We start from the raw sequence: 13,718 nt of genomic DNA on the forward strand, positions 1-13,718 counted from the left end.
GAACGACATTGGTGATGGGACCGCAATCAATGGGCGACGACAATGGGTGACGACCGCAGACAGCCACCGGACCGCACCGCGCCGATGGGCCGGTTCGACGACGACGAGACTCGCATCCGCCCAGGTGGCGCATTCGACGAGACCCGCGTGCGGCCGGGTGGCGGTCTCGACGAGACCCGCGTGCGGCCGGCCGGCGCCGGCGGAGGCCCGGACGGCATCCCCGGCGGCATCCCCGGCGGGGCACCCGACGGCACGCGCATGCTGCCGCCCACGCCGGACGAGCCTCCGCGCTGGGAGGCCCGCGCGACGGTGCCACCGGCCGGTGCCGTGCCACCCGCGCCGTACGAGTACTACGAGGATCCCGTCGCACCGCCGGACGACCGGAACTGGCTGCGTCCGCTCCTGTTCGGGCTGCTCGGCCTCGTGCTGCTGGGCGCGCTGCTCACCGGCATCTGGCTGATCTTCACGGCCGACGACGAGCCGCCCGCGCCGCAGGTCAGCGCGTCGGCCGCGCCGAGCGCACCGGCGACCACCCGCACTACACCGCCGGCGACCAGCGCTCCGCCGACGTCGGCGGCGCCGGAGACGGTGGTGGTGCCGGGCGACCTGATCGGGCTCACCGAGGACGAGGCGCGGCAGAAGCTCGAAGACGCGGGACTGCGGGTGCAGGTGACCCGTCGGGCAGACGCCACGATGGCGCCCGGAACGGTGATCGAAGCCGACCCGGAGCCGGGCAGCGACGTCGAGCCGAACACGGTGGTGCGGATCGTCGTGGCGACCGCTCCTCGACCGTCACCGCCCCGGTCGTCCCAGGACGACGGCAACGGCTGAGTCACAGGTGGCTGGACACGTGCGGACCCGGCCAGGTGTGAGCCTGGCCGGGAAGGAAGGTCCGAACCGGGCTGACGCCCCCGCCGGGCGTCAGCCCGGGTTCAGCCGACGGTGGTGCGGAACCGGGTCTGCGCCGGGACCGCGCCGACCCTGCCGTACGTAAGACCCGCCAGTTGAACGAAGATCGACCGCCGGGCGACCGCATCACCGGCCGCGTTGAGCTGGTAGCCGTCGAGCCAGGCCCAGCCGTCGTAGGTCGGCCAGTCGTGCATCCGGATCACCCGGAAGAGCATCGGCTCGATGAACTGGACACTCGCCTTCTTTGTCACCCGCAGCACATCACCGGATTTGGGTAACACGGTGGGTATCTCCTCGAAGTCGGCGCGGGCCCTTGCCTGGCCCGACGGCTCATCCAACACCTTGGGTGTCACTCGCTGTGGTTGCCGCAGCGACACCACCCAGAAGCCGGATCGTTAAAGGGAACGGGCTCGGCCCCGCTCGGCAACGGTTAATTGTGACGCTTTGCGACCCATCGACGCGATCCAACCATCGGGTGCCCCACCCATTGGTGAACAGTCAGTGAACCGAGTCACACGAATAGCTTGCCCCACCCCGCATGATCATTGCAACTTGCAATTCGTGACCCGAGAGTAGCTTCTCATTCATTTCCCATGGTCCAGCCGATGCGGGTTGATGGAACACCCCTGGAAAGGCACACTGAACCGGATTCGGGTATTGATCGATTAGTCCGGAGGTGCTCCGTGGCGGGCCGACGGGGCAGCCCGACGCTACGGCGTCGTCAGCTCGGGCAGGAACTGCGCAGGCTGCGGGAAGCCGCCGGTACGACCATCGACCAGGTGGCCGAGCGTATGGAGTGCTCCGCGTCGAAGGTCTCCCGTATCGAGACCGGCCAGTCCGGGGTCAGTTCCCGTGAGATCCGCAAGATCCTGGCCGCCTACGAGGTCGACGGTCCGAAGGGTGAAGAGCTCGTCGAGATGGCCCGCGAGGCCAAGCAACGCGGCTGGTGGCAGCTGTACGGAACCGTCCTCACCAGCGCATACGTGGGTCTCGAGGCGGCCGCGACGGAGCTCCGCTCGTTCGAACCGCTCGTTGTTCCGGGCCTTCTGCAGACGGAGGAGTACGCCCGGGCAATGGTGCACGCCGGATGGCCAGGTGCTTCCACCGAAGAGGTTGAGCAACGCATCCGTGTCCGGATGAAGCGTCAGTCGTTGCTCTATCAGGATGACCCGCTCCGGCTCTCGATCGTGCTGGACGAAGCAGCTCTGCGCCGTCCGGTCGGGGGGATCGACGTGATGCGCCGACAGCTTGACCGGCTCCGACAGGCCGCCGAGCTGCCGCACGTCACGCTCCAGGTGCTGCCGCTTCTCGCTGGCGCGCACGGGGGGATGGACGGTGCGTTCACCATCCTCCTGTTCGACGAACCGGCCAATCAGAACCTGGTCTTCGCGGCCAACGGCGCTGGCGGTCTGTTCCTGGAGAAAGATGAAGAGATCGCTCGGTACGCGGGCATCTTCGAGGGGTTGCGGAACGGCGCGCTGTCGCCGAGGAGCTCCGTCGAGTTGATCGCGACATTGGCAAAGGAGCCGTAGTGGAGATCGAGACCAAGGGTCTGCGCGTGAATCTGGACAACGCCGTCTGGCAGAAGAGCAGCCGGAGCGGGCCGGTTTCAGACAACTGCGTGGAGATCGCGTTCGTCGACGGCGCGATCGCGATGCGTGACTCGAAGCACCCGGATGGTCCGGTGCTCCTCTTCACGGCCGAGGAGTGGGACGCGTTCGTCGAGGGCGCGAAGGACGGCGAGTTCGACGTCTGACTGACCGGGTTCCGCTTGCTTTTCTGGGCTCCCACGCCTCGTGTGGGGGCCCAGATCTGCCTGGGCAGAAGTTTCTGAAGCCGGGCGTCGCCCTGCTTGGGTCGGGTCGTTGTACCAGGTGGCGCGGTAATTGCCGGGCCAACACGCGGCCACGACGAAGGCAGGCGACACCCGATATGACCACTGGCCCCGACAACCTGGGCAATGGCGCGGCCAAGACCGAGGACCGGTTTGCCGGCCAGCTCGGTTACCGGCCGCGCGGTTCCCGCGACGGTGGGTCGCTGCCCGCCGGTCGCCCCACCAACGGCCCCCACGATGGACCGCTCAACGGCTCGTTGGGCGGTCCGATCTCCGGCGGCGGCACCCGCATGAACGGCAACCGCAACGGTTCGGCGCTGAACGGCAGTTCGCTGAGCAACCCGCTCGACCCGGGCCCGCTGGGTAGCCCGCTCGACGGCACCGGGCTGCCCGAGCTGGCCGCTCCGATCCATACCGAAAACCTCATCGCATCGACGCTTACCGAACCGAAGCTTCCCGATACAGATCCGGTTGAATCGGATCTCTCGTTTCGGGATTCATCTAACCTGATGGCTTCTGATTCGTGGTTGGAATCGGCCGGGAAGGACGTCGTGGACCACCCGCTGCTGCGCGGGTTGCTTCTCGAGTTGCCGCCCAAGGGATCAACGATGCAGGTCCAGTGGCTGGACCGGTGGTTCGAGGCGGCGCGGTCGATCCTCGAACTTCTGTACCGCTTCGAAGGCAAACGCGACTGAGTGACAATCCATAAGTAGACCGCTTCCGATCTCTGACTTCAATACCTATCAATCGTTAAGGCGGCTGAATAGGCTCTCCTCCAATCGACGCACCAGCGTTTCGGTGCCTGTGGGCACCGGCACGGACGGTCGTCCCCAGGGGAGGAGAAGGTATGGAACCTTCGGAAGTCCGGCGCCGCGGGCTGAAACTGCTCGCGGTGGCCGCGGCGGCGGTGACGGCCGGTGCCATGACGGCCGGTTCGCCGGCGGCGGCCGCACCCGCCGAGGGCCAGGTCCTCGGTGCCGGCGCGGCGGACGTCGTGCCCGGCAGCTACATCGTCGCCCTGAAGGCCAACGCGACGGCGCGATCCTCGGTGCAGTCGCTCGCCGGCAGGTACGGCGGCGCGGTCAAGCACACGTACAGCCACGCGTTGAACGGCTTCGCGGCGAACCTGACGGAGACACAGGCCAAGCGGTTGGCGGCCGACCCGTCGGTCGAGTACGTCCAGGCTGACAGCGTCGTCACGATCAGCGGTACCCAGGCGAACCCGCCCTCGTGGGGTCTGGACCGCATCGACCAACGCAACCTGCCACTGGACTCCAGCTACACCTATCCGGACGTCACCCAGGCGGTGACGGCGTACGTGATCGACACCGGGGTCCGGACCTCCCACGGCACGTTCGGTGGCCGGGCCAGCTGGGGTAACAACACCTCCGGCGACGGAAACAACTCCGACTGCAACGGGCACGGAACGCATGTCGCCGGAACGATCGGCGGCAGCCAGTTCGGCGTCGCGAAGACCGTCAGCATCGTGGCGGTGAAGGTGCTCGACTGCTCCGGCAACGGCACCAACGCCGGTGTCATCGCCGGTGTCGACTGGGTGACGGCAAACGCCCGGGGCAAGCTCGCCGTGGCGAACATGAGCCTCGGCGGCGGCGCCAACCAGCCGCTCGACACTGCTGTGGCCAACTCGATCGCGTCCGGCGTGACGTACGCGGTCGCGGCAGGAAACAGCAACGGCGCCAACGCCTGCAGCTACTCGCCGGCCCGGACGGCGACAGCGATCACCGTCGGCTCGACGACGAACACCGACGCGCGGTCGTCGTTCTCGAACGTCGGCACCTGCGTCGACATCTTCGCGCCGGGTTCGAACATCACCTCGGCGTGGCGCACCAGCGACACGGCGACAAACACGATCAGCGGCACCTCGATGGCGTCGCCGCACGTGGCCGGCGCCGCGGCGTTGCTCAAAGCCCAGAACCCGACCTGGACCCCGCAGCAGATCCGCGATGCCATGGTCGCCAACGCGACGCCGAACAAGGTGACCAGCCCTGGCAGCGGTTCCCCGAACCTGCTGCTCAATGTGGGAGGCGGCACGGTCGAACCGCCGCCGCCCCCGCCGCCGGGCTGCTCCGGCACCAACGGCACCGACGTGATGATCCCCGACAACACCACCGTGTACAGCGACATCGCGATCAGCGGTTGCAACCGGAACGCCTCGGCCACGGCCAGCGTGACGGCGGACATCAGGCACACCTACCGCGGTGACCTCGTCGTCGACCTGGTCGCGCCCGACGGCTCCACCTACAACCTGCACAACGGCGCCGGCGGCAGCGCCGACAACCTCAGCATCGCTGCGACGGTGAACCTGTCGTCCGAGGCCGCCAGCGGCACGTGGCGCCTGCGGGTCCAGGACACCGCGACGTTCGACACCGGCTACGTCAACACGTGGTCGCTGACCGTCTAGCCAATTGGTTCCGCTCAACCTGTCGAGGCGGGCAACCTTTTGCCCGCCTCGACAGGTGTCGATGGATAGGACATCCATCGACATGACTGGAGAGCGGATGCGATCCCGAACCAGAGCGACCGGCGTCATGCTGGCCGCCCTCCTGCTCGCCCCCGCGGCGCTGATCGGCGCGCCGGGTGTCGCGCTGGCCGGCCCGGGCACGTTCGACACGCCGGACCGGAAGGGCAACGAGCCGGTGACGGTCACGCTGATCACCGGCGACAAGGTCGTCGTCAGCGGCTCCGACCGGCTGCGGATCGAGCCCGGTCCCGGCCGCGGGCGGATCACGTTCGACGCCGCCAGGATCGACGGCCGCCTGCGGGTGGTGCCGGGTGACGTGCGGCCGCTGCTGCAGGCCGGCACCGTCGACTCCCGACTGTTCGACATCACCGGCCTGGTCGAGTTCGGCTACGACGACAAGCGCGGCGACCTCCCGCTGATCGTCACGGGTGCGGCCAGCAGCGCGCGGTCGGCACCGGCCGGGGTCAGCGTCGTGCGCACGATCCCCGGTGGCACCGCGGTCACGGTCGCCAAGAACACCATCGGTGCCGCGTGGAAGAGCCTGGCGGCGAGCGTGCGCGCGGAGGGCACGACTCGCGGTGGGCAGGCGTCGAAGATCTGGTTGGACGGCAAGCGCAAGCCGGTCCTGAAGGACAGCGTGCCGCAGATCGGCGCGCCGGCGGCGTGGGCCGCCGGCCTCGATGGCAGCGGCATCAAGGTGGCCGTGGTCGACAGCGGCGTCGACGGCGGTCACCCCGACCTGGTCGGACGCGTCGTGGCGGCGGAGAACTTCACGACCGACCCGGACAACGCCGACCTCGTGGGTCACGGCACCCACGTCGCGGCGACGATCGCCAGCACCGGCGCCGCACCGGGCGGTTACAAGGGTGTGGCACCGGGCGCGTCGCTGCTGGCGGCGAAGGTCTGCAGCATCGAGGACTGCTCCGACTCGTCGATCATCGCCGGGATGCAGTGGGCGGCCGAGCAGGGCGCGAAGGTGGCGAACGTCAGCCTGGGCGGCTACGACACCCCCGAGCAGGACCCGGTCGAGGCCGCCGTCGAGCGGCTCACCACCGAGTTCGGGATGCTCTTCGTGATCGCGGCCGGCAACGACCCGCGCGAGGCCAGCGTCGCATCACCGGGCAGCACCGACGCGGCGCTCACCGTCGGCGCGGTCGACAAGTCCGACGGCCTGGCGCCGTTCTCGAGCCGCGGCCCGCGGGTCGGCGACTCGGCGTTGAAGCCCGACATCACCGCGCCGGGCGTCGACATCACCGCGGCGCTCAGCCGCAGTGCCGAGGTCGGCGCACCGCCGGGAACCACGCACTTCTCGGCGTCGGGCACCTCGATGGCCACGCCGCACGTGGCGGGGTCGGCGGCGATCCTGGCGCAGCAGCACCCCACCTGGACCGCGACGGAGATCAAGGCCGCGCTGATGGGATCGGCGAAGCCGAATCCGGAGATCGGGGTCTACGCGCAGGGCGCGGGCCGGGTCGACGTCGCCCGCTCGATCACCCAGACGGTGACGTCGAGCCCGGCGAGCGTCAGCTTCGGGATGAAGCAGTGGCCGCACAACGACGACGAGCCGGACGCGCGCACGGTCACCTACCGGAACGCCGGTACGGCCGAGGTCACGCTCACCCTGCGGCTCGACGGCACCCTGCCGGCCGGCCTGTTCAGCCTGTCGGCGACCACCGTCACCGTGCCGGCCGGCGGAACCGCCGACGTCACCCTGACCTCCGACACCCGCGCGAACGCTCCGGACGGGCGGTTGGGCGGCCGGATCGTCGCGACCGCCGGCACCGCCCAGGTGGTGACGCCGTTCGCGGTGGACAAGGAGATCGAGAGCTACACCGTCACGGTGAACCGGATCGACGCGTCCGGGAAGCCGACCACCGACGGCTCCGCGCTGCTGGTCAACCTCGACACGGGCAACGTGGTCAGGCTCGACTCGCCGGGCGCGATCGAGGCGCGGGTGCCCAAGGGCCGGTACGCCCTCATCGGCGACATCTACGACCTCGACGCGCTGAAGTGGTGGCGGGTGGTCGACACGACCGTCGTGGTCGACCGCGCCCTCACGCTGACCGTCGACGCGCGGGTCGCGAAGCCGGTGTCCGTGAGCGTGCCGGCGGCCGACGCGGAACAGGTCGTGGGCTACATCGATCTGACCTTCAACAAGGCACCCGAGTGGGGCGCCAGCTTCATCCTCTTCGACTCCAGCCTCGACGGGATGTTCGTCGGCCAGGTCGACCCGGCCGAGCGGGAGCCGTCGCTGGCGTCGTCGATCGGTTCCCAGCTGGTCAGGGGACCGGTGCCGGACGAGGGCCCGCTGGTGACGCCCAGCCCCTACGCCTACTTCCTGGCCGAGGAGTTCAAGGGCCACGCGCCGGCCGGGTACGCGGGCCGGTTCACCGACCGCGACCTGGCCCGGGTCGAGACCGCGTACTCCGCACAGGGGATACCGGCGGGCTCGACGTCGACGTTCGGCGGCTTCGAGTCGGGCGGGCAGTCGGTCGGTCGGGTCATGCCGGTCACGCTTCCCGGCAAGCGCATCGACCACTTCGCGGTGAAGCCGGGCCTCACCTGGACGAGGGACCTGTACGAGGGTGACTGGCTGGAGCCGGTCAACGTCCACACCTCGGTGCCGACCGCGTTCCAGGCCGGCCGCACGACGTCGGAGCGGGTGAACGCGGCGGTGTTCGGGCCGGCGTTCGGCCCGTTCGACATCGCCGCGCGACTGGGCGACGAGATGCTCTTCGGTGTCGGGCAGTTCGCGGGCGCGGGCAACTGGACCGGGTTCTCGAACTCGACGGGGCGCACGGTCGTCACCCGAAACGGTCAGGTGATCTTCGACCAGCCGTCGGTGGGTGCCTACCTGCCCGAGGTCCCGCCCGGCGACGCGGCCTTCACCGTGAAGATCGACGCCAACCGGCCCGCACCGAACAAGTTGTCGACGAGGGTGAACACCGAGTGGACCTTCCGCTCGGCGACCGTGACGGGAACCGAGCCGGGATACCTGCCGCTGTCGGTGGTGCGGTTCGCGCCGCCGCTGAGCCCGACCAACACCGCACCCGCCGGGAAGGTCTGGTTGGTGCCGGTCGAGGTGCAGCGGCAGCCCAACTCCGCGGCCGGTCGGGCCCGCACGCTGACCGTCGAGGTGTCCTACGACGACGGCGCCACCTGGAGCAGAGCGCCCGTGGTGCGCTCGGGCCAGAACGGCGTGGTGCTGCTGAAGCACCCCGCCAGGGCCGGGTTCGTGTCGCTCCGGACCTCGTCGGCCGACACTGCCGGCAACACCGTCAAGCAGACGGTCATCCGTGCGTATGAAATCGCCTGACTAGACGGGGAATGAGGTGAGCGGCTCCGCTGCCGGTGGCGGCGGGGCCGCTTTCCACACCTTCGTCTTCTGCGCGGTGAGGCGGGCCAGGTAGATCGGGTTCAGGATCAGGTACCGGCGCCACAGCCGCTTCGGTTCCAGTCCCAGCCGCCACAGCCACTCCAGGCCGCGCTTCTGCATCCACGGCGGAGGGTTCTTCAGCTGACCGGCGTGGTAGTCGAACGCGGCACCCACGGCCAGCAGCGGAGCGTCGATCAGGGGGCGCATCGCGTACACGAACTGCTCCTGACGCGGGCAGCCGAGCCCGACCAGCACGATGCGGGCACCCGACGCCCGGATGCGGCCGGCGATCTGCTCCGGCTCGCCCGGCCCGGCCGTGCGGAACTTCGACGGCTCCGACCCGGCGATCTTCAAACCGGGCAGTTTCACGTGCAACGCGGCGATGAGCCGTTCGAGCGTCGGCTCGGTGGACCCGTACAGATATACCGGTAGGCCCTCCTCGGCCGCCTTGATCAGCACCCGGTTGGTGAGCTCGGGCCCGTAGACCCGGTCGACCAGGGCCGCGTGGTGCAGCGAGTTGAGCGCCCAGCGCACCGGCTGGCCGTCGGGGGTCACCAGGTCGAAGGAGTTGAGACGGGCGTTGTGGGCCTTGTCCTGCACGCCGGTCATGACCCCGTGCACCGCGAGCGCGGTGACCGCGAGCGGCCGCCCCTCACGCGCGGCGGCGAGGACCTTGTCGGTGGCGGCCTCGTAGTCGACGGCGTCGACCATGACGCCGAGGACGCTGTTCTTACCCTTGTCGATCACGGCTGCCACCGGTCCACGTTCGCCTCGTAGATCTCCTGCATGATCGCCGGGACGTCGTAGGCCTGCTTCCACTCCGGGTAGTCGGCCTGGAACGCGGCGTTCGACCCGATCCACCACATGTGGTCGCCGACGCGGTTCGTCTCGACATACTCAGTCTGCATCTCGACACCGCTGATCTTCTCGGCGAGCGCGAACGCCTCCAGGTGCGACGTGTTCGAGAAGCGCCCGCCGCCGAGGTTGTAGACCGCGGCCGAGCGGGGGTTGCGGAAGAACGCCTCGAACGCCGAGACCACATCGTGACTGTGGATGGCGTCGCGGACCATCTTGCCCTTGTATCCGAAGATCTTGTACGTGCGGCGCTCCATGTTGCAGCGCATCACGTAGCCGAGGAAGCCGTGGAGCTCGGTGGCGCTGTGCGCCGGTCCCGTCAGGGTTCCACCCCGGAAGCAGGCCGTCTTCATGCCGAAGTAGCGGCCGTACTCCTGCACCATGATGTCGGCCGCCACCTTCGACGCGCCGAACACCGAGTGCAGGCACGCGTCGATCGACATGTCCTCGGCGATGCCGTTGGCGTACGGGTGCGCCGGGTCGATCTCCCAGCGCGTCTCCTGCTCGGTGAGCGGCAGCGTGTTGGGCCGGTCGCCGTACACCTTGTTGGTGGAGCAGTGGATCACCGGCGCCTCGATGCAGTGCTCGCGCACGTTCTGCAGGATGTTGAGCGTGCCGCCGGCGTTGATGTCGAAGTCGGTGTACGGGTCGCGCAGCGCCCAGTCGTGGCTGGGCTGCGCGGCCGTGTGGATCACGACGGCGACGTCGCGCCCGTACCTGGCGAAGATCTTCGCCAGGTCGGCTCGGTTGCGGATGTCGACGTTGTAGTGGCTGTACGAGTCGCCCAGCTCATCCGTGAGCCGGACGACGTTCCACGCCGTCGACGCCTCCGCGCCGAAGAACTCGCGGCGCATGTCGTTGTCGATACCGACCACGTCGAGACCGAGACCGGCGAAGTGGCGCACCGCCTCCGAACCGATCAGACCGGCCGACCCGGTCACTACCGCAACACCCATGTCACCTTCGCTCCCTCGGACTGGGACTCCTGAGCCGCCGGTAAACATAACGAAGGACCCCCGGCGTGCGGAGAGGGCCTACTGGAGAGGTTGCGCTTTTCGGTGGGGAGCGGCCACCGACCTGCGCGGGGTGTCCGGGGGCTCGGCCCCCGGAGCAGATATGACGAGGTGGCCCCGGTTCGCGCGTTCCGCGAACAGAGACCACCTGACAACTCGTGGGGAAGGGGGGAGTTGAACCCCCACGCCCTTTCGGGCACACGGACCTGAACCGTGCGCGTCTGCCATTCCGCCACTTCCCCGGGAGACTCGCGACCACTGTTATAGCACTGTTGCGACACCCGATTTCAACTGCATTTCAGGCCGCTCAGCACTGGTTCCTAGCGCTTTCGCGCTACCGTTGGCCGCTGACGCCCCGGAAGAGTAGCACGAGGTGGCAGTCCGTCGTGCATAGCGGAGTGCGGTCGACGGATACCATCATGTCCTCGGGACCCGAGGAGGAGCCGGTGAGTGTGCTACAGCGCTTCGAGAAGCGCCTGGAAGGTCTGGTCGAGGGGGCCTTCGCCAAAGTCTTCAAGGGGGTCGTCCACCCTGTGGAGATCCTCAACGCCATGCAACGGGAGGCGGAGGCGCACAAAGCCATCCTCGCCGGTGGACGAACGTTGGTTCCGAACAGGTACGTGATCGATCTGTCGCCGTACGATCACAGCCGGTTGGCTCCGTATGCCGCCGCCCTTGCCCAGGAGCTCGCGCAGTCGCAGGCCGAGTTCATCGGCGAGCAGGGCTGGACCGTGTACGGCGACGTGATCGTCGAGATCGAGCGGGGCGAGGGCCTCGACACCGGCATGTTCCGGGTCACCGCCGAGGTCTACACCGGCGGCGACGTCGGTCCGGTCGCGCCCGGCCAGGGTGGCTACGGCGGCGACGGTGGCTACGGCGGCCAGGGCCAGGGATTCCCCGGTGGGGCGCCGGCCGGGCCCGGTGGGCCGGCCCGTAACGTGAGACTGATGTCGAGCGACGGGCGCGCATATCCGCTCTCGATCGGCTCGACCGTCATCGGCCGGGGCGATCAGGCGAACCTGCGGCTGCCCGACGTCGGTATCTCGCGCCGGCACGCCCGGCTCGACTTCGACGGATCCCAGGTCGTCCTCACCGACCTCGGCTCCACGAACGGCACGATGGTCAACGGCCAGCGCGTCTCGGCCGTGGCGCTCAACGGCGGCGACGTGGTGCAGCTCGGCACCACGACTCTGACCTTCCGGTTGGACTAACGGTGTTCATTCACCTGGTGTCCACCGGTCCGGTGTCCATCACATTGGTGGCGAAGACAGTTGTGTCCGAAGTCGCGGTGACCATCCACGCGGTGTCCCACCCCACCCAGGGATAGGCGGTCCATGCCGGAGTTCGTCCTCACCGTGGCACGGTACGGGTTTCTCGTGCTGCTGTGGATCTTCGTCTTCACCGTGGTCGGTGTGATCCGTCGAGACATGTTCGCCGGCTCCCGGGCCAGTCGCATCGTGGCCGCTCCCCGCGGCGTCGGTGTGCCGGCCGCCGCGCCGGCGGGTCGTCCCGCACGCGCCCGCCGCGGCAAGGTCGCGCGCCAGCTGGTCGTCACCGCTGGCGCGCTGGCCGGTACCCGCATCACCCTGAGCGAGGCCACCATCTCGATCGGGCGCGCGGAGGACTCCACCCTGGTCATCACCGATGACTACGCCTCCTCGCGGCATGCCCGGCTCGTTCCCCGCGCCGGTCAGTGGTACATCGAAGACCTGGGCTCCACGAACGGCACCTACCTGGACCGCGGCAAGGTTTCCGCACCCACCCCCGTCCCCCTCGGCGTGCCGATCCGGATCGGCCGCACATCACTCGAGTTACGGCCATGACACTTACTCTGCGGTACGCAGCGCGCAGCGACCGCGGCCTCATCCGGAGCGGGAACCAGGACTCCGTGTATGCAGGACCGCGGCTGCTCGCTGTTGCCGACGGCATGGGTGGCATGGCCGCCGGTGACGTCGCGAGCAACATCGTCATCGGCACCATGGCGCCCCTCGACGAGGACGTGCCCGGTGGCGCGCTCCTCGACGCACTGCGCGGCGTGGTCGAATCCGCCAACCAGCAGTTACGCGACACCGTCGACGCGAACCCGGCGATGGAGGGCATGGGCACCACCCTCACCGCCATGCTCTTCTCCGGGAGCCGCATCGGGATGGTGCACATCGGCGACTCCCGGGCATACATGCTCCGGGACGGCGAGTTCGGCCAGATCACGAAGGACGACACGTACGTCCAGATGCTGATCGACGAGGGCCGCATCACGCCGGAGGAAGCCGACAGCCACCCGCAACGGCACCTTCTCTACCGCGCCCTCGACGGGCGCGACGCCGAGCCCGAGTACTCGGTTCGCGAGGCACACCCCGGCGACCGGTACATGCTGTGCAGCGACGGTCTCTCCGGCGTGGTCAGCGCCGAGACCATCGCGGCGACGCTGCGCGAGTACGTCGACGCCAACCAGTGCGCCGAGCGGCTGGTGCAGCTGGCACTGCGCGGCGGTGGTCCCGACAACATCACCGTGATCGTCGCCGACGTCACCACCGGCGACATCACCGAGTCGGTGCCGATCGTCGGCGGCGCCGCCGCACGCGACCGCGGCATGGCCACCTCGGCCGACGAGACGATGTCCGCCGCGCGGGCGTCCGCGGTCACCACGCCACGCTCACCGGTGCCCGAGGCGGAACCGGCGAACAACGACGACGACGATGACGACCGCCCGCGCCGCCACCCGCTCCGCGCGCTCACCGTCACCGCGATCCTCGTGCTGCTCCTCGGCGGCGGCCTGTACGGCGGCTACTACTACACCCAGACCCGCTACTACGTCGGTGTCACCGAAGACGGCACGGTGGCCGTCTTCCAGGGTGTGCCCGCCGAGATCGCCGGCCTGCACTTCAACTCCGAGCACAAGCGCAGCGACACCAACATCGACGACCTCAACAACGTCGCGCAGGACGCCGTGCGCAAGGGCATCGCCGCGAACAGCGAGGCCGACGCGGAGCGGAAGATGGACCAGCTGACCACCGACCAGCTGAAGGCCTGCCCACCCGGCCCCACGCCATCCGGACCCGACCCTGATCCGAATGACTACCCGTCGGGCTCGGCGTCGTCGGCGGCACCGTCGACCCCCACCGGCACGCTGGACGGGTCGGCATCGGGTTCGCCGTCGGTCACACCGGACCCGTCGGCCACGTCGGCCAACGCGCAGCCCACCCCGTCACCGACAAATTGCCGGAACCCCTGAACCGCTGAGCCCGCACC

At 69.1% G+C, this 13,718-nt stretch carries 12 protein-coding genes and 1 tRNA gene; 9 read left to right on the top strand and 4 right to left on the bottom strand.

What is annotated here, in order from left to right; all coding sequences use genetic code 11:
• Positions 1–42: 42 nt before the first annotated feature.
• Positions 43–831: a PASTA domain-containing protein gene (locus Voc01_RS06305; protein ID WP_203926306.1), complete on the top strand. Its 789-nt coding sequence runs from the start codon at positions 43–45 to the stop codon at positions 829–831.
• 101 nt (positions 832–932) lie between these two features.
• On the opposite strand, the gene Voc01_RS06310 is transcribed toward Voc01_RS06305, so the two are convergent.
• Positions 933–1,190, bottom strand: coding sequence for a hypothetical protein (locus Voc01_RS06310; protein ID WP_203926376.1), 258 nt, complete (start codon positions 1,188–1,190; stop codon positions 933–935).
• A 402-nt stretch (positions 1,191–1,592) separates the two neighbouring features.
• Here Voc01_RS06310 and Voc01_RS06315 point away from each other — a divergent pair, with 402 nt between their 5' ends.
• From Voc01_RS06315 to Voc01_RS06335, 5 genes are all read left to right on the top strand, one after another.
• Positions 1,593–2,441, top strand: coding sequence for a helix-turn-helix domain-containing protein (locus tag Voc01_RS06315; protein WP_239159992.1), 849 nt, complete (start codon positions 1,593–1,595; stop codon positions 2,439–2,441).
• Positions 2,441–2,665, top strand: coding sequence for a DUF397 domain-containing protein (locus Voc01_RS06320; protein ID WP_203926308.1), 225 nt, complete (start codon positions 2,441–2,443; stop codon positions 2,663–2,665). Before Voc01_RS06315 ends, Voc01_RS06320 begins: the two co-directional genes overlap by 1 nt.
• A gap of 176 nt (positions 2,666–2,841) precedes the next feature.
• Positions 2,842–3,438: a hypothetical protein gene (locus tag Voc01_RS06325; protein WP_203926383.1), complete on the top strand. Its 597-nt coding sequence runs from the start codon at positions 2,842–2,844 to the stop codon at positions 3,436–3,438.
• A gap of 152 nt (positions 3,439–3,590) precedes the next feature.
• A complete protein-coding gene (locus Voc01_RS06330) occupies positions 3,591–5,165 on the top strand; it encodes a S8 family peptidase (protein ID WP_203926309.1) in 1,575 nt (524 codons plus the stop codon).
• Between the two features lie 97 nt (positions 5,166–5,262).
• Entirely contained in the window at positions 5,263–8,541 is a 3,279-nt protein-coding gene (locus Voc01_RS06335; protein WP_203926310.1) for a S8 family peptidase, read from the top strand.
• On the opposite strand, the gene Voc01_RS06340 is transcribed toward Voc01_RS06335, so the two are convergent.
• From Voc01_RS06340 to Voc01_RS06350, 3 genes are all read right to left on the bottom strand, one after another.
• Positions 8,542–9,348 (bottom strand): WecB/TagA/CpsF family glycosyltransferase, encoded by an 807-nt coding sequence (locus Voc01_RS06340; protein ID WP_239160000.1) that lies wholly within the window; start codon positions 9,346–9,348, stop codon positions 8,542–8,544. It abuts the gene before it with no gap.
• Positions 9,345–10,412: an NAD-dependent epimerase/dehydratase family protein gene (locus Voc01_RS06345; RefSeq protein ID WP_203926311.1), complete on the bottom strand. Its 1,068-nt coding sequence runs from the start codon at positions 10,410–10,412 to the stop codon at positions 9,345–9,347. Before Voc01_RS06345 ends, Voc01_RS06340 begins: the two co-directional genes overlap by 4 nt.
• Before the next feature lie 216 nt (positions 10,413–10,628).
• Positions 10,629–10,711 (bottom strand) — tRNA-Leu (locus Voc01_RS06350).
• Positions 10,712–10,888: 177 nt separating this feature from the next.
• On the opposite strand from Voc01_RS06350, the gene Voc01_RS54420 reads away from it, so the two are divergent.
• The 3 genes from Voc01_RS54420 to Voc01_RS06365 all read left to right on the top strand — a co-directional run bounded on the left by Voc01_RS54420 (position 10,889) and on the right by Voc01_RS06365 (position 13,701).
• Positions 10,889–11,680 carry an FHA domain-containing protein gene (locus tag Voc01_RS54420; RefSeq protein WP_445009822.1) on the top strand — a complete coding sequence of 264 codons (792 nt, stop codon included), beginning with the start codon at positions 10,889–10,891 and terminating at the stop codon, positions 11,678–11,680.
• A 123-nt stretch (positions 11,681–11,803) separates the two neighbouring features.
• Positions 11,804–12,292, top strand: coding sequence for an FHA domain-containing protein FhaB/FipA (locus tag Voc01_RS06360; protein ID WP_203926313.1), 489 nt, complete (start codon positions 11,804–11,806; stop codon positions 12,290–12,292).
• Positions 12,289–13,701 (top strand): PP2C family protein-serine/threonine phosphatase, encoded by a 1,413-nt coding sequence (locus Voc01_RS06365; RefSeq protein WP_203926314.1) that lies wholly within the window; start codon positions 12,289–12,291, stop codon positions 13,699–13,701. Before Voc01_RS06360 ends, Voc01_RS06365 begins: the two co-directional genes overlap by 4 nt.
• Positions 13,702–13,718: the final 17 nt, after the last annotated feature.

Source organism: Virgisporangium ochraceum (assembly GCF_016863655.1).
GTDB lineage: Bacteria > Actinomycetota > Actinomycetes > Mycobacteriales > Micromonosporaceae > Virgisporangium > Virgisporangium ochraceum.